This is a genomic window from Streptomyces sp. NPDC127117, from assembly GCF_042677325.1.
GTDB lineage: Bacteria > Actinomycetota > Actinomycetes > Streptomycetales > Streptomycetaceae > Streptomyces.
On record NZ_JBHXTM010000027.1, the window covers coordinates 60,060 to 75,449 of the forward strand.

At 70.1% G+C, this 15,390-nt stretch carries 15 protein-coding genes; 10 read left to right on the forward strand and 5 right to left on the reverse strand.

The annotated features are described in order from the left end of the window. Positions 1–48: 48 nt before the first annotated feature. The 6 genes from ACFVH0_RS23650 to ACFVH0_RS23675 all read left to right on the forward strand — a co-directional run bounded on the left by ACFVH0_RS23650 (position 49) and on the right by ACFVH0_RS23675 (position 6,185). Positions 49–1,293: a hypothetical protein gene (locus tag ACFVH0_RS23650; RefSeq protein WP_385823023.1), complete on the forward strand. Its 1,245-nt coding sequence runs from the start codon at positions 49–51 to the stop codon at positions 1,291–1,293. Between the two features lie 67 nt (positions 1,294–1,360). Further along, positions 1,361–1,972: a TlpA family protein disulfide reductase gene (locus tag ACFVH0_RS23655; protein WP_385823025.1), complete on the forward strand. Its 612-nt coding sequence runs from the start codon at positions 1,361–1,363 to the stop codon at positions 1,970–1,972. Between the two features lie 43 nt (positions 1,973–2,015). Further along, positions 2,016–2,738, forward strand: a complete 723-nt coding sequence (locus ACFVH0_RS23660; protein WP_385823111.1) for a cytochrome c biogenesis CcdA family protein — start codon at positions 2,016–2,018, stop codon at positions 2,736–2,738. Positions 2,739–2,743: 5 nt separating this feature from the next. Further along, complete coding sequence (locus ACFVH0_RS23665; protein ID WP_385823027.1) at positions 2,744–4,522, forward strand: cytochrome c biogenesis protein ResB; 1,779 nt, start codon at positions 2,744–2,746, stop codon at positions 4,520–4,522. Next, positions 4,519–5,607 (forward strand): c-type cytochrome biogenesis protein CcsB, encoded by a 1,089-nt coding sequence (gene ccsB / locus ACFVH0_RS23670; RefSeq protein WP_385823028.1) that lies wholly within the window; start codon positions 4,519–4,521, stop codon positions 5,605–5,607. The genes ACFVH0_RS23665 and ccsB overlap by 4 nt, the downstream gene beginning before the upstream one ends. 50 nt (positions 5,608–5,657) lie before the next feature. Then, positions 5,658–6,185 (forward strand): hypothetical protein, encoded by a 528-nt coding sequence (locus ACFVH0_RS23675; RefSeq protein WP_385823030.1) that lies wholly within the window; start codon positions 5,658–5,660, stop codon positions 6,183–6,185. Between the two features lie 4 nt (positions 6,186–6,189). Here the strand turns inward: ACFVH0_RS23675 and ACFVH0_RS23680 are convergent, their stop codons facing one another. From ACFVH0_RS23680 to ACFVH0_RS23700, 5 genes are all read right to left on the reverse strand, one after another. Continuing rightward, entirely contained in the window at positions 6,190–7,752 is a 1,563-nt protein-coding gene (locus ACFVH0_RS23680) for a hypothetical protein (protein WP_385823032.1), read from the reverse strand. Further along, positions 7,745–9,853 carry a hypothetical protein gene (locus tag ACFVH0_RS23685; protein ID WP_385823034.1) on the reverse strand — a complete coding sequence of 703 codons (2,109 nt, stop codon included), beginning with the start codon at positions 9,851–9,853 and terminating at the stop codon, positions 7,745–7,747. The genes ACFVH0_RS23680 and ACFVH0_RS23685 overlap by 8 nt, the downstream gene beginning before the upstream one ends. Positions 9,854–9,972: 119 nt before the next feature. Continuing rightward, complete coding sequence (locus tag ACFVH0_RS23690) at positions 9,973–10,416, reverse strand: nucleoside deaminase (RefSeq protein WP_385823036.1); 444 nt, start codon at positions 10,414–10,416, stop codon at positions 9,973–9,975. Positions 10,417–10,427: 11 nt separating this feature from the next. Continuing rightward, complete coding sequence (locus ACFVH0_RS23695; protein ID WP_259930124.1) at positions 10,428–10,823, reverse strand: PLD nuclease N-terminal domain-containing protein; 396 nt, start codon at positions 10,821–10,823, stop codon at positions 10,428–10,430. Positions 10,824–10,894: 71 nt separating this feature from the next. After that, the gene (locus ACFVH0_RS23700) at positions 10,895–11,704 is read right to left on the reverse strand and encodes a class I SAM-dependent methyltransferase (RefSeq protein ID WP_385823038.1); all 810 of its coding nucleotides are present in this window, start codon (positions 11,702–11,704) and stop codon (positions 10,895–10,897) included. A gap of 87 nt (positions 11,705–11,791) precedes the next feature. Between ACFVH0_RS23700 and ACFVH0_RS23705 the strand changes: the two genes are divergently transcribed. The 4 genes from ACFVH0_RS23705 (at position 11,792) to mqnP (ending at position 15,389) form a co-directional block, all read left to right on the forward strand. Further along, positions 11,792–12,526 carry a GntR family transcriptional regulator gene (locus ACFVH0_RS23705; protein WP_385823040.1) on the forward strand — a complete coding sequence of 245 codons (735 nt, stop codon included), beginning with the start codon at positions 11,792–11,794 and terminating at the stop codon, positions 12,524–12,526. 37 nt (positions 12,527–12,563) lie between these two features. Then, positions 12,564–12,908, forward strand: a complete 345-nt coding sequence (locus ACFVH0_RS23710; protein WP_385823042.1) for a hypothetical protein — start codon at positions 12,564–12,566, stop codon at positions 12,906–12,908. Positions 12,909–13,017: 109 nt separating this feature from the next. After that, entirely contained in the window at positions 13,018–14,475 is a 1,458-nt protein-coding gene (locus ACFVH0_RS23715; protein ID WP_385823044.1) for a menaquinone biosynthesis decarboxylase, read from the forward strand. Then, a complete protein-coding gene (gene mqnP, locus ACFVH0_RS23720; protein ID WP_385823046.1) occupies positions 14,472–15,389 on the forward strand; it encodes a menaquinone biosynthesis prenyltransferase MqnP in 918 nt (305 codons plus the stop codon). Before ACFVH0_RS23715 ends, mqnP begins: the two co-directional genes overlap by 4 nt. Position 15,390 lies beyond the last annotated feature (1 nt).

Consider the following 15,390-nt stretch of genomic DNA (forward strand, 5'->3'; position numbering starts at 1 on the left):
CGCCAGTTTGTATGGACTTGAGGCAAAACGACCGCAGATGGGGTAATCATGCGCGACATCAGCCGAAGGGGTCTGCTCGGAGCCGGGCTGGGGGCCGCTGCCGCGATCGGAGTGGCGGGCTGCGGCGCCTTCGGCTCCTCCGACTCGGGCCGGTCGGGGACCACGGGGGAGAAGGGTGCCGACGAGGCCACCCGGGGGCCCGCGAAGAAGGACGTCAGGGAGATCGGGGACGGTTCCACCGCGGACACCGGAAAGCAGCCGCACCAGCCCGCCAAGCCGGTGCCGCTCGAACCCGGGCAGACGCCGCCGCAGTTCGTGATCTTCTCCTGGGACGGCGCCGGCGAGGTCGGCAACGGACTCTTCCCGCGCTTTCTGGAACTCGCCAAGGATCATGACGCGGCGATGACCTTCTTCCTGTCCGGGCTCTATCTGCTGCCCGAGTCGAAGAAGTCCATGTACCGGCCGCCCAACAACCCCATCGGCGCCTCGGACATCGGATATCTCACCGACGGTCACATCAAGGAGACGCTGAAGAACGTCCGTCAGGCATGGCTCGACGGACACGAGATCGGCACCCACTTCAACGGGCATTTCTGCAGCGGTTCCGGATCGGTCGCCAACTGGTCCTCCGCGCAGTGGCGCAACGAAATCGATCAGGCGGTCTCATTCGTCACCGAATGGCGCACGAACACCGGCTGGACCGATCTCGATCCGCTGCCTTTCGACTACCGCAAGGAACTCATCGGCGGTCGCGCCCCGTGTCTGCTCGGCCAGGAGAATCTGCTGCCCACGGCGAGCAAGCTCGGCTGGCGCTACGACGCCAGCTCGCCCGGCGGCACCCAGGTCTGGCCCAAGAAGCGGGAGGGTGTCTGGGACCTGCCACTCCAGGCGATGCCGTTCCCGGGGCACAGCTTCGAGGTCCTCTCGATGGACTACAACATCCTCGCCAACCAGTCGTTGAATTCGACCAAGGGCATGCCCTCGCGCTATCCCGAATGGCGTGAGCAGGCCACCCAGTCGTACCTCGCCGGTTTCAACCGCGCGTACTCGTCGAATCGCGCGCCCTTCTACATCGGAAACCACTTCGAGGAGTGGAACGGCGGCATCTACATGGACGCCGTCGAGGAAGTGCTCAAGAAAATCGCGGGGAAGCCGGATGTGCGCCTCGTCTCCTTCCGGCAGTTCGTCGACTGGCTCGACGTCCAGACTCCGGCCGTGCTCGACAAGCTCCGCACACTGCAGGTCGGCCAGTCGCCCGAAGGCGGCTGGAACACCTTCTTTAAACAAGCCTGACAACGGGCTTTACGGGCACCGAGGGGGGTGCCCGAGATCGCCGGAACCGCCATGCGAAACTTTTCACATGAGCTATGGCCGCGCACCCCGACGCCGCTTCACCCTGCTCGCCGCCCCCGCTGCGGCCGCCGCCCTCGCCCTCACGCTGACCGCGTGCGGCGGGGACGGCAACAAGGCCGGAGGCGGTGGCAACACGAACTTCGTCACGGGCAGTGGCGGCATCTCCACCGTCGAAAAGGGCGACCGCAAGCCCGCCCCGAAGCTGGAGGGCGAGACCCTCGACGGCAAGCAGCTCGACGTCGCCTCCTACAAGGGCAAGGTCGTCGTGCTGAACATGTGGGGCTCCTGGTGCGGGCCCTGCCGCCTTGAGGCCCAGTACTTCTCGCGGGTCGCGCGGGAGATGAAGGGCAAGGACATCCAGTTCGTCGGGATCAACACCCGGGACGCCCAGAAGGGCCCCGCGGTGAGCTTCGAGAAGGACTACGGAGTCCCGTACCCGAGCCTCTACGACCCGACCGGCAAGCTCATGCTGCGCTTCCCCAAGGGCACGCTGCGTCCGCAGGCCATTCCGTCGACCGTGGTGCTGGACCGGGACGGGAAGATCGCCGCCCGTTCGCTGGCCGCGCTCGACTCCGACCAGCTGCACAAGATGATCGACCCGCTGATGGCGGAGAAGTGATCAGGTGATCGCCCTCGCCGTCGCCGGCCAGAACGAGACCGTGATGAGCGGGGCCCTTCTGGTCGCCCTGCCCCTCGCCGTACTCGCCGGACTCGTCTCGTTCTTCTCGCCGTGCGTCCTGCCGCTCGTCCCCGGTTACCTCAGTTACGTCACCGGGGTCAGCGGCACCGACCTGGCGCAGGCCAAGCGAGGGCGCATGGTCGCGGGCGCCTCCCTCTTCGTGCTCGGCTTCACCGCCGTGTTCGTCTCCGGCGGCGCGCTCTTCGGCTTCTTCGGCCAGACGCTCCAGGCGCACAGCGAGCTGCTCACCAAGGTTCTCGGCGTGCTGATGATCCTGATGGGGATCTTCTTCATGGGGCTGATGCCGTGGATGACGCAGCGTGAGTTCCGTATCCACAAGAGGCCGGTGACCGGGCTGGCGGGCGCACCCGTGCTGGGCGCCCTCTTCGGAATCGGCTGGACTCCGTGCCTGGGCCCGACACTCAGCTCGGTGAGCATCCTCGCCGTGGACCAGGGCACCGCCGGGCGCGGCGCGATACTGACCGTGGCGTACTGCCTCGGCCTCGGTGTCCCCTTCGTGCTCGCCGCCGTCGCCTTCCGCAAGGCGCTCGGCGCGTTCGGCTGGGTCAAGCGGCATTACGTGTGGGTCATGCGCATCGGCGGCGTCATGATGATCGCGACCGGTCTCCTCCTGCTGACCGGCGTGTGGGGCACGATGATGCAGCAATTGCAGGGCTGGTCCAACGGCTTCACGGTGGGGATCTGAGTTCCATGAGCAACACCAAGTCCAACCCCCCCGCCGCGGAGCGGGAGGCCAGGGACGAGCGGGACCGGGAGAACGCCCGCGAGCTGGGCGCGGCCGGCTCCCGGCTCTCCACCGCCCCGAGCGAGGAGAGCTCGGCCGGACTCCCGGCGATGGGCGTCATCGGCTGGGCCCGCTGGTTCTGGCGGCAGCTCACCTCGATGCGGGTCGCGCTGATCCTGCTGTTCCTGCTGTCGCTCGGCGCCATCCCCGGCTCGCTGATCCCGCAGAACAGTGTGGACGAGATGAAGGTGGAGACCTTCAAGAAGGCCCACACCACCGTCTCGCCGATCTACGAGAAGCTCCAGTTCTTCGACGTCTACAGCTCGGTGTGGTTCTCCGCGATCTACATCCTGCTGTTCGTCTCGCTCATCGGCTGCATCGTGCCGCGCACCGGCCAGTTCGTCGGCCAGCTGCGCAGCCGGCCGCCGGGCGCCCCCAAGCGCCTGACCAGGCTGCCCGCGTACACCACCTGGCGCACCGAGGCCGAGCCCGAGCAGGTCCGCGAGGCCGCGCTCGCGATGATGAGGAGGCGGCGCTACCGCGCGCACACCGCGGGCGACGCGGTCGCCGCGGAGAAGGGCTATCTGCGCGAGGCCGGGAACCTGGTCTTCCACATCGCCCTGATCGTGATGCTGGTGGCGTTCGCCTGCGGGCAGCTCTTCAAGTCCGAGGGCGGCAAGCTGGTCGTCGAGGGCGACGGCTTCTCCAACACGCTCACCCAGTACGACAACTTCAAGTCCGGTTCGCTGTTCGACTACGACTCGTTCGTCCCGTTCAGCTTCAAGCTCGACAAGTTCACCGGCACGTACGAGCGCAGCGGCCCCCAGAGAGGTACGCCCAGGACCTACGAGGCCCATGTGACGTACGAGAAGGGCGCGTACGGCAAGCCGCAGAAGAGCGTCATCAGGGTCAACGAGCCCCTCGTCATCGACGGCACCAAGGTCTATCTCAACGCGCACGGCTACGCGCCGGTCGTCTCCGTCAAGGACGGCAGGGGCAAGGAGGTCTACCGGAGCGCGGTGCCGCTGCTGCCCATCGACAACAACGTCACCTCGTCCGGCGCGATCAAGGTCTTCGACGGCTACCGCGACAAGAACGGCAAGAAGACCCAGCTGGGCTTCCAGGCGTTCTTCGTGCCGACCTTCGCGGGCAACGGCAAGGGCACGATGTTCTCGCAGTTCCCGGCCGCCGACATGCCCGTCCTGGCACTCAACGGCTTCCACGGCTACCTCGGCCCCGACTCCGGGCTGGCGCAGAACGTGTACCAGCTGGACAAGTCCAAGATGACGGAGTTCAAGGACGCCGAGGGCAAGCAGCTCAAACAGCGGCTGCTGGTCGGCGAGACGATGAAGCTGCCCGACGGCGCGGGCTCCATCACCTTCGAGGGCATCCAGGAGTGGGCCAGCTTCCAGATCACGGAGCAGCCGGCCAGCGGCTGGGCGCTCACCGGGGCCGTCGCCGCGATCGCCGGACTCGCGGGCTCGCTGTTCATCCAGCGGCGCCGGGTCTGGGTGCGGGCGGTACGCGGCGCGGACGGCGTCACGGTCGTCGAAATGGCGGGTCTCGGCCGCAGCGAGTCCGCGAAGCTTCCCGAGGAGCTGGCCGACCTCGCGGTCACGCTCATCGAATCGGCACCCCCCAAGGCCGACGCCGGACCCGGCGCCGAGCCCGATTCATCCCCCGAACCCGATTCCGACTCCGTCGAAGAATCCTCCGAAGAACCTGCCGAAGGGGCTGAGAAGTGAATCTCGCCGCCGCAACCAACGAGAACCTGGCGCACACCAGCAATGTGCTGATCTATTCGTCGATGGCCGTCTACACCCTGGCCTTCTTCGCCTACATCGCGGAATGGGTGTTCGGCAGCCGCAGCAAGGTCGGCCGCACCGCCGCCGCGCTGACCGGCGCCGAGGGCGCGGGCGCCGCCGGCTCGGTGAAGGTGCAGGCCGCGCAGCAGGGCGGCGGCACCGCCGTGCTGGACCGCCCGAAGATCATCACGCGTGCGGCGGCCGGTACCCGCGACGTGCCGGACGGGCCCGGCGCGGCCGGCGGCACGTTCAAGGGCGACCTCTACGGGCGGATGGCGGTCTCCATGACCGTGCTCGCCTTCCTCGTCGAGGCCGGCGGAGTCATCGCCCGCGCACTGTCCGTGCAGCGTGCCCCCTGGGGCAACATGTACGAGTTCTCCATCACCTTCTCCACGGTGGCGGTCGGCGCGTACCTGGTACTGCTCGGGCTGAAGAAGAACGTCCGCTGGATGGGGCTGCTCCTGGTCACCACCGTCCTGCTGGACCTCGGCATCGCGACCACCTGGCTCTACACCGACAGCGACCAGCTGGTGCCCGCGCTGCACTCGTACTGGCTGTGGATCCACGTGTCGACCGCCATCCTGTGCGGCGCCGTCTTCTACATCGGCGGCGTCGGCACCCTGATGTACCTCTTCCGGGACAGCTACGAGAACAAGCTCGCCAAGGGCGTACAGCCCGGCTCGTTCGCGCAGTCCGTGCTCTCCCGGCTGCCCTCGGCCGCCTCGCTCGACAAGTTCTCGTACCGGATCAACGCGGCCGTCTTCCCGCTGTGGACGTTCACGATCATCGCGGGCGCCATCTGGGCGGGCGACGCCTGGGGCCGCTACTGGGGCTGGGATCCCAAGGAGGTCTGGTCCTTCATCACCTGGGTCGCCTACGCCTGCTACCTGCACGCCCGCGCCACCGCCGGCTGGAAGGGCCGCAAGGCCGCCTACCTGGCGCTGATCGCCTTCGGCTGCTGGCTCTTCAACTACTACGGCGTGAACATCTTCGTCACCGGCAAGCACTCCTACGCCGGCGTCTGACCCGGTCCCGTACGGGTGCGGATCCCGCACCACCGGGCCACGCTGGAACCATGACCGATGCGACCGACGTCATCGAGCCCGGTACCGGCGAGACCCACGGTGACCTGCACACCCTGAGGTTCACGCTACGGCTGCCCCACCCCGTCCCACGGGTGTGGGCAGCCGTTGCCAGTTCCGGGGGACTGCGCGGCTGGCTGGCCGCCGCCGACCCCTTCGAGCCGCGGATGGGCGGGGCGATCACGCTGCGCTGGCTCAACACCGACCGGGACGGGCAGGCCACGGTCGCCTCCGGCACCGTCACCGCCTGGGATGTCGAACGGGTCGCCGAGTACACCCTCGAAGGGCTCCACGGCCGCATCCGCTTCCACCTGGAGCCACCGCGCGGTGACCATGTGCTGCTGAGGTTCACCAACGAGTTCCGGGGCGACGACGAACTGCGCCTGGACTGCCTGGCCGGCTGGCACGACCACTTCCGCTACCTGGTGGACGCGCTCGACGGATACCCCGCCGACTGGTCGAAGTGGACCCCGGTCCGGTGGGCCGGGCTGCGCGAGCAGTACGCGGCGGCCGAGCGCTGACCGGTCACGGCGCCGAGGCCGGCGGCAGGCACTTCGGGTCCGGCGGCCCGCCCTCCGGCCAGGCGATCGCCACGAACCGCTGACCGGCGTCCTCGGGCGCCAGCTCCACCACCGGAACCGCCTTGTTGTACGGGTTGCCGTGGTTGTCCAGACAGATCCAGCCTCCGGCTCCCGACACCTTCAGCGAGCTCTTCACCCGAGGCCACTGCTCGCCCACGTCCGCGAGCTGCGGCAGCCGGCTGTCCTCCCCGGTCGCCTGCCGGACGGCGTGCACCGCCAGGGCCATCGCGTCGTGCGCGACGATGACCTGACCGTCGGTCAGCGCTCGGTGGTCGGTCGGGCCGATCGGTCCGGCCGGCGCCTTCGACACCGTGGCCAGCAGCTCCAGGAAGTCCCGGTAGTCCGCCGGGGAACCGCCCGTCGCCCGCCCGCCCTTCTTCCCGGCCGCCCAGGTGTCCGGGTGCGCCAGCGAGGCGTAGCGGACGGTCACCTTCCGGCGCAGTGCGCTCCGGTCGAGCTTCTTGTCGCTGCCGAGGTACGAGCCCTCGTCGCCGGTCAGGATCGTGAACGCGCGGCTCTGGCAGCCGCGGGCCCCGAGCGCGTTGATGAACTGCCGCAGCTGGACGTGGCGTCCGGCGAAGAACACCGTCTCCGCGTCCGTGTCGCAGATCAGGTGCGTGATCTGCTGGAAGGTGTTGGCCGTGGTGCCCTCGTCGTTGGGGTCGCCGCGCGAGGTGTACAGCTCCGGCTGGTACCGGGTGCCCTTGACCAGCTCGGTGAAGGCCGCCCGCAGGGTGTCCGTGTAGTGGTCCCCGGTACGGGTGTCCTGCACCAGCAGCGCCTTGGCGGCCTTGACCTGCCCGAAGCGGGCCAGGGCGCGGGCCTCGTCCCGGTTGGTCGGCGAGACCCGGGCCAGACCGGGGAACGGATCGCCCTTCGGCCCGTTGGCGATGTCGTCGGCCGTGATCGTGGTGCCGACGACCGCGATGTGCGCGGCGGTCAGCTCCTTGACCGCCGACTTGACCTGGGTACTGCTGGTGGCGACGCCCGAGACGGCCCGCAGGTTGTCCGGGGCCCCGGTCATCTTCTTCAGCCGGTCCACCGTCGGCCGCCACAGCAGGTTGTTCTTCCCGGTGTTGGCGAGCACCAGCCGGATCTTCGGCACCTGCTCGTTGGCGAGGTGGTTGGCCCGGTACTGCGCGGCGAACGCGCCCTGCAGCTCCCGCTGCATCTTGGTCTGCATCGCCCCGTCCGTCGACGTCAGCGGCAGCAGCAGCGCGATCGTCGCGTACCGGCCGGACTTCAGGGTGGCGTTCTCCCGGGCGATGGCCGCGGCGACCTCGGTCAGCTTCGACCGCCCGAAGTCGAAACCGTCGCCGGAGACACCGACGCACTCGTCGCTGCCCTGCGGCCGTTCGACCCCCTTCGCGCAGGAACGGTCCTCGGGGGCGGTCAGCCGGCCGATGCCGTACCAGCCGGAGGTGATCACCAGGGCACCGGCCACCACCGAGGTGACGACCTTCTGCCGTGTCGTGTACCAGAGGCGGTAGCGCAGTGGATTACGCATGCGGGCCACCATCCCCCCGCGGCCGCCCGCCGCGGTCCGTGACCGGCCCGCCCGGTGGCATGGACAGCGGACGCCAGGCCCTGATGTCCCGGGGCCAGTGCGTCGCCGCGTCCCACAGCACGCTGTTGCCCGTCGGATGCCTGCCGGACAGTTGCCGCAGTTCGTGCGCCATCTTGTCGATCACCTCTTCGTCCGGCAGGGCCAGCGGATCGGACAGCAGCCAGATGCCGTGCAACAGTCGGCGCAGCAGCACATGGAGCTCCGCGGCCGACGGTTCGAGCCCCCTCGGCGCCGCGTTGTCCGCCCGGCCGAGCGCGACCGCGCGCCGCGGATCGGGGCCGACGGACCCGCGGACGCGGGGGTACGGCGCCGAGGCGATGAAGCGCAGCGATTCGAGCCACGCCCGTACGTCCGGTTCCTCGAACCGCAGCCGCAGATGCCCCACGCACGCCTCCGCGTCGCCCAGCACCAGCTTCTGGTGCAGCAGATGCGGGACGCTCGGGCGGCGCCCGCCCGGCCCGTACGCCCCGCGCAGCGAGGCGTGGACCGCCTGCCACACCGCGTACGAGGGATGGTCGCCGTCCTGGAACCGCAGCCGGTGCAGCAGCAACGCGCGCAGCAGCGGATCGGCGACGAAGTGGCCGGGCCCGACCGGCCAGTCGTCCGCCCGCAGCACGTCCCGCATCCGCAGCGCCACATCGCCGTCCGGCGAACCCCGGCCCAGCCGGCTCTCCGCCAGCAGCCGCGCCGATTCCTCGCCATGCGCGGCGGCCAGCACGCTCAGGAACTCCAGCCGCTGCCCGGACCCCGGCAGCAACCGGGCCAGCAGCTCGTCGGCGACCTGGGCCGGTGCCCGGTCCTCGCGCACCTCCACCGTGCAGTCGAGCAGCGATCCCGGCACCAGCGAGGCGGGCTCCGGCGCCTCGCCCGCCGCCAGCGCCAGCAGCTCCACCGCCAGCGGACGCCCGCCCGTCAGCCGGTGCACCCCGCGGGCCAGCCCGGCCGGGATACGGCCCGCCCGGTCGTGCCGGTCGAAGGCGGAGCGCACCTGCTCCGGGCCCAGCGGCGTCAGCTCCACGGCCAGGATCCCGGCCGTCACCCCCGTACCCCTGGACCAGTGCGAGGCGTGCGCCACCTCGGGCAGCCGTACGCGCACCGCATGGCTCAGCCCCTCGTGGTCCCGGACCCGGGAGGAGGCGAACACCGCGATCCGGTCGAGCACCCCGGCGGCCCGCTGCCGCAGCAGCGGCTCCACCAGCTGCCGGCCCAGCGGGGTGTGCGCGTTGTCGACGAGCAGCGCAGGCCGGCCTCGGCGGGCGCCCCAGGCCAGGCCCCCGTACGCCGCGACCAGGTCCGCGGCCAGCGCGAGCACCAGATGGTCCTCGGCGCGGCGGCGCAGATCGCCGCCGCGCTCGAAGTCGACCGCCAGCTGCCGCAGCCCGATCCGGCCGTTGCCGCCCGCGTGCGGATAGCTTCCGTACCAGTCGGCCGAACGCCGCTGGAAGCGGTTGAAGGATTCCTCCAGGACCGTCTCGACCGTGGCCTCCGCGACCATTCCGGCCATCGGGGCCACCGAGTCGAAGGCGCTGGCGGCCAGCTTCGTCAGCACCTTGGTGACCCAGCCGGTCGCCGCGTCCCCGCGGCCGTCCACGGTCGCCAGCATCGGGCCGAGCGACTGGAGATCGCGCCGCGCCCGGGTCTCGTCCTCGCGGGTCCAGGAGATGGAGGCGACCGCCACCAGCCCGAGGCTCAGCCGGGGGAACTGCACCGGACGGGCGGCCCGCACCCTCGCCGTCAGCTGGGTGGCGAGCTCGGGCAGTGCCCCGGTGACCGGGGTCCAGGCGGGCCCCGCGTCGTCGGGGGCCACGACGGCCTCGCAGTCGACCAGGGCGACCGGGGTGATCTCCCGGTACAGATGGCGCAGTTGTTTGAGGACGGCCGTCTTGCCCATGCCGCGGCCACCGGTCAGCACGGCGACCGGCGGATCGTCGCGGTGCTCGTAGCCGACCCGGACGGAGCCGTACGGAGTGAGGCCGGTCAGGCGCGCGGCAAGTCCGTCGTCGTCGAAGATCGCCTCGCGTCCGTACAGCTCTCTCTCCACAGCACCCCCAGCGTCGAAGCTCCATCCGATCTGTCACACCGTCAACACGAGCGTATCGCCCGGGTGTTGGGGAGTGGAGGGGATTTTCGAACGTTCCGGGGGGAGTGTGCGGCCGGGCGTCAGCCGGCGCCGATGTCCTCGTTCCAGAGGTCGGGGTGGTCGCGCACGAACTCCCGCATGAGCGCGACGCATTCGGCGTCGTCGAGCAGCACGATCTCCACCCCGTGCCGGGCCAGCCAGTCGTGCCCGCCGCTGAACGTGCGCGCCTCGCCGATCACCACCCGCGAGATCCCGAACTGCCGCACGAGCCCACTGCAGTACCAGCACGGGGAGAGCGTCGTCACCATCGTCGTACCGCGGTACGAACGCTGCCGCCCGGCGGCGCGGAACGCGGCGGTCTCCGCGTGCAGCGACGGATCGCCGTCCTGGACACGGCGGTTGTGACCACGGCCGAGCAGGGCGCCGTCCGCCCCGTACAGGGCAGCACCGATAGGAACACCGCCCTCGGCCAGACCCGTACGGGCCTCGGCGAGGGCGGTGGCGAGCATCGTCGTGTCGTCCATCGTCGGGGGAGCTACTCGCCGGAGGCGCTCGGGCTCTCGCCGTTCTCGCGGCGCTTCAGCTCCTCCTCGCGGCGGCGCAGGTCCGCCTCCCAGTCCTTGAGGAGCGACTCGTCCTTCTTGTTCTCGTCCTTGAGCGCGTTCAGGAACTCCGGATTGTCGTCCGGCGCCACCCACTGCGAACGGTGGTTGCGGTGCCATTCGGACGGCGTACGGCCCCCGGCGGGCGCCTGGCGCATCTTGCCCGCGGCGAGCCAGACGATCGGGCCGACGATCCAGAACAGCAGGATGATGAAGACCCAGGCGATCTTCGGCAGGTGCTTGGCCTCGTCCTCGGGCGTGTTCAGGCAGTCGATGAACGCGTAGATCGTCAGCGCCAGAGGCAGGAGATAGATCAGGGCCCGGAACATGATGGAAAGGTCCCCCTGCGGAGAGTTGGCGGGGCTTGTCCCGCCCCGGTTCGGGCCCAGGGTAACCGGTGTCAATGACGACCCACGGCTAGCAGGTGGGATCCTGCGGCCAACAGATCGGGGTACGCCTCCGCCATCCGGGCAGCGGCCAGGGCGGAGGCGAACATCCGCGATTCGACGAGGGACTCCCCGGTGTGCTGTTCGGTCGCTTTCAGCAGAGCCCAGGAGGGGCCCTCGACGCCGTACACCCGGGTGTCGGCGAGGCCCGCCTCGCGCATTTCGGCCTCCAGCTCGGGGCCGGTGTGGAAGTGCGCCTCGGTGAACCCCTTCCTGCCGTCGTGCGAACCGGTGGCCAGGATGCGGCCGATGCCGTCCTGGAGGGACGGGCGGTCGAGGTGCGCGAGGGCGGTGTGCTCGAACAGCGAGGCGTACCGGTTGATGCCCGCCGCGGCGACCAGCCCGCCCGGCCGGACCACCCGGCGGGCCTCCGCGAGGGCGGCCCGCCGGTCGGCGGGGTCGACGAGGTGGTAGAGCGGCCCGAGGAGCAGGACCGCGTCGTACGAGTCGTCCTGTGCGGTCAGCTCGCGCGCGTCCCCCAGCTCGACACTGCACCCGGCGCTCTCGGCCTCCGCGATGTGACGCGGCACCGGGTCGACGAGGTGTACCCGGTAGCCGTCCTCGGAGAGCCAGCGGGCGTGGGTTCCGGGACCGCCGCCGACATCGAGCACGGATGCCGGTGCGGGCGGGAGGTGGCGGCGCAGGAGCTCCTGGGTGCGGACCATCTCCAGTACGCCGTCGGCGGGTACGGACAGCCGGTCCGCCTCGTTGATGGCCGAGGTGTAGAAGTCGATGATCACTTGCGGTACTCGGTGAGCTGTCATGAATGCCCGTCCCGTTCGCGGTCGAGGGCCCTGAGTGCCTCTCGGCTAACGTAACCGGTTGACCAGTCCAGTCACCAGGAGGCCGCTGTGCCGCTACTCAAGTACGAGCAGATCGCCGAGTCCCTGCGCGTCAGGATCTCGGACGGGGAGTTCGGCCCGGGGGAACTCCTTCCGTCCGGGCGCGACCTGTGCGAGCAGTGGTCGGTGTCGCGGGCCACTGTCATCAAGGCGATGGACGTCCTGCGCGGGGACGGACTCGTCGTGGCCCGGCAGGGCTCGGGCTTCACGGTCGTCGAGACCCCCGTGGCCCGCCCGGCGGGGCGGCGGACCGCCGGCTCGGCCCGCGTATCCGGTGGCAGCCCGTTCCGGCGTCTTGGTACACCCGGCAGGGAGAAGCCGTCGGTGAGAGTGGCCGAGGCCCTCGGGCTGGGGAGTGACGCTGTCGCCCTTCGTCGTGACCGGCTGATGCTGCTCGACGACGGCACGCCGCTCTCCCTGGTCGCCGCGTGGTTCCCGGAGGAGGTGGCCGACGCCTGCCCCAGGCTCGCCCAGAAGGGTCCGATCGCGGAAGGGACCACGCACTATGTCGCCCGGACGCTCGGCCGGTTCCCGGCCCGGGGGACGGACGTGCTCTCGGTACGCCTCGCCACCGAGGACGAGGCAGGGCAGCTGGGTCTCACGCTGCCGGCCGCCGTCGCGGTCGTCCTCCACGTGGCGACCGACAGCGACGGGCGCGTGCTGGTGTGCGAGGAGGGTGTGACTCCGGCGCACCTGTGGGAGCAGGTCGACAGCTACCCGATGGGTGGAAGCAGTCCTGAATGACTTGACTGGACCGGTCAACCGGTCCAGTCTCGGCTTCATGAGCTCCTCAGAGCAACTCGATGCCACCTGTGCCCGGTTACTTCCCTGGGCCAGGCCGGACGGCGGACCGTGCTACCTGCGTACGGACGGCCATGGGTATGTGTCGCGCGTCGCGGACCAGATGGAAGTCGTGCAGCTCGGCATGGGGGCCGAGGTCCTCGACTGCGCCAGACCGATCATTGCCGCCGACGGGGCGACGGTGACGGAACTCCGGTTCACCGCTGTCCGATCGGCCGAATGCCTGACTGATGCGTTGCGCATCGCCGAGAGCAGGGGTGGGCGACTTCAGCAGGTCCGGTCGACGGGTCGGGGCACGGAGGCCGGAGACGTGCACGGGCCGTGAACGCCGCGACGTGACGCGGCTCGCACGGTGGGGCCGCGTCGTGTCGTGCCGGACCGGCCGGGGTGGGCCCCCCGGGGTGATCGGCGACGGTGATGACAAACTGGACGGCATGGCTTACGACGATCTTCGTTCCCTCCTCCGGGCCCTGGAGCGCGAGGGCGAGCTCAAGCGCATCAAGGCCGAGGTCGACCCCTACCTGGAGGTCGGTGAGATCGTCGACCGGGTGAACAAGGCGGGTGGCCCCGCGCTGCTCTTCGAGAACGTCAAGGGGTCCTCGATGCCCCTGGCCATGAACGTCTTCGGGACCGACCGGCGGCTGCTCAAGGCGCTCGGCCTGAAGTCCTACGCCGACATCAGCGACAAGATCGGCGGGCTGCTCAAGCCGGAGCTGCCGCACGGCTTCGTCGGGGTGCGGGAAGCCTTCGGGAAGCTCGGCTCGATGGTGCACGTGCCGCCGAAGAAGGTGAAGCAGGAGAGCGCCCCGGTGCAGGAGGTCGTACTCACCGGCGACGACGTGGACCTGGACCGGCTGCCCGCGCTCTTCACCTGGCCCGAGGACGGCGGCTCCTTCTTCAACCTGGGCCTCACCCACACCAAGCACCCGGAGACCGGCGTACGGAACCTGGGGCTTTACCGGCTCCAGCGGCACGACCGCCGCACCATCGGGATGCACTGGCAGATCCACAAGGACAGCCGCAACCACTACCAGGTCGCCGCCAAGCGGGGCGAGCGGCTGCCGGTCGCCATCGCCTTCGGCGCGCCGCCCGCGGTGACGTACGCCTCCACCGCGCCGCTGCCCGGGGACATCGACGAGTACCTCTTCGCCGGGTTCATCCAGGGCAAGCGGATCGAGATGGTCGACTGCAAGACCGTGCCGCTCCAGGTCCCGGCACAGGCCGAGGTCGTCATCGAGGGGTGGCTGGAGCCCGGGGAGATGCTTCCCGAGGGCCCGTTCGGCGACCACACCGGCTTCTACACGCCGCAGGAACCGTTCCCCGCGCTGACCATCGACTGCGTGACCATGCGGAAGCGTCCGCTGCTCCAGTCGATCGTGGTGGGCCGGCCGCCGACCGAGGACGGGCCGCTGGGGCGGGCCACCGAGCGGTTCTTCCTGCCGCTCCTCAAGATCATCGTGCCGGACATCGTGGACTACCACCTGCCCGAGGCGGGCGGCTTCCACAACTGTGCGATCGTCTCGATCGACAAGAAGTACCCGAAGCACGCCCAGAAGGTGATGAGCGCCATCTGGGGCGCGCACATGATGTCGCTGACCAAGCTGATCGTGGTCGTGGACTCCGACTGCGACGTCCACGATCTGCACGAGGTGGCCTGGCGGGCGCTCGGCAACACGGACTACGCGCGGGACCTGACCGTCACCGAGGGGCCGGTCGACCATCTCGACCACGCCTCCTACCAGCAGTTCTGGGGCGGCAAGGCGGGCATCGACGCGACGAAGAAGTGGCCCGAGGAGGGCTACACCCGGGACGGAGGCTGGCCGGACATGGTCGAGTCCGACCCGGAGACGGCGGCGAAGGTCGACCGCCGGTGGAAGGAATACGGACTGTGAGCGCCGCCGAAGCAGCACTGGGCTCCGGGCCCGTACGACCGACCGGCAAGGTCAAGGCGTTCCTGCGGCTCGTCATGATCGAGCACTCGGTCTTCGCGCTGCCCTTCGCGTACATCGCCGCCCTGACCGCGATGTTCCAGGCGGACGGGTCCATCGACTGGGCCACGCTGCTGCTCGTCACCATCGCGATGGTGGGGCTGCGGACCTTCGCGATGGCCTGCAACCGGATCATCGACCGGGAGATCGACGCCCGGAACCCGCGCACCGCGAGCCGGGAGCTGGTCACCGGGGCGGTCTCGGTGAAGTCCGCGTGGACGGGGGCGCTCGTCGCCGTCATCGTCTTCCTCGGCGCGGCCGCGCTGCTGAACCCGCTCTGCCTGGCGCTCGCCCCGGTCGCCGTCGTGCCGATGGTGGTCTATCCGTACGGCAAGCGGTTCACCCACTACCCGCACGCCATCCTCGGTCTCGCGCAGGCCATAGGGCCGATCGGCGCCTGGCTGGCGGTGACCGGCAGCTGGTCGTGGGACGCGGTGATCCTCGGCCTCGCGGTCGGGATCTGGATCGGCGGCTTCGACCTGATCTTCGGCTGCCAGGACGTCCAGGCGGACCGGGCGCACGGGGTGCGCTCGGTGCCGGCCCGGTTCGGCATTCCGGCCGCGCTGTGGGGCGCCCGGGTCTGCCACGCGGTGACGACCGGGCTGCTGGTCTGGTTCGGGCTGGCCACGGGGGCGGGGCTCTTCTACTGGATCGGCATGGCGATCGTCGCCGTCGCGTTCGTGTACGAGCACCGGGTGGTGCGGCCGCACGATCTGTCCCGGCTGAACCGGGCGTTCTTCTCGGTCAACGGGTTCATCGGGATCGCGCTCTTCGCCTGCGCGCTGCTGGATCTGCTGGTGCGGGGTCTGACGGTCTGAG

Bases quoted from the DNA above. Each gene is read 5' to 3' on its own strand.
- ACFVH0_RS23710 (WP_385823042.1), top strand. From the start codon at position 12,564: ATGAGCTCCTCAGAGCAACTCGATGCCACCTGTGCCCGGTTACTTCCC.
- ACFVH0_RS23715 (WP_385823044.1), top strand. From the start codon at position 13,018: ATGGCTTACGACGATCTTCGTTCCCTCCTCCGGGCCCTGGAGCGCGAG.
- ACFVH0_RS23695 (WP_259930124.1), bottom strand. From the start codon at position 10,823: ATGTTCCGGGCCCTGATCTATCTCCTGCCTCTGGCGCTGACGATCTAC.
- ACFVH0_RS23650 (WP_385823023.1), top strand. From the start codon at position 49: ATGCGCGACATCAGCCGAAGGGGTCTGCTCGGAGCCGGGCTGGGGGCC.
- ACFVH0_RS23665 (WP_385823027.1), top strand. From the start codon at position 2,744: ATGAGCAACACCAAGTCCAACCCCCCCGCCGCGGAGCGGGAGGCCAGG.
- ACFVH0_RS23690 (WP_385823036.1), bottom strand. From the start codon at position 10,416: ATGGACGACACGACGATGCTCGCCACCGCCCTCGCCGAGGCCCGTACG.
- ACFVH0_RS23655 (WP_385823025.1), top strand. From the start codon at position 1,361: ATGAGCTATGGCCGCGCACCCCGACGCCGCTTCACCCTGCTCGCCGCC.
- ACFVH0_RS23700 (WP_385823038.1), bottom strand. From the start codon at position 11,704: ATGACAGCTCACCGAGTACCGCAAGTGATCATCGACTTCTACACCTCG.
- ACFVH0_RS23675 (WP_385823030.1), top strand. From the start codon at position 5,658: ATGACCGATGCGACCGACGTCATCGAGCCCGGTACCGGCGAGACCCAC.
- ACFVH0_RS23680 (WP_385823032.1), bottom strand. From the start codon at position 7,752: ATGCGTAATCCACTGCGCTACCGCCTCTGGTACACGACACGGCAGAAG.
- ACFVH0_RS23660 (WP_385823111.1), top strand. From the start codon at position 2,016: ATGAGCGGGGCCCTTCTGGTCGCCCTGCCCCTCGCCGTACTCGCCGGA.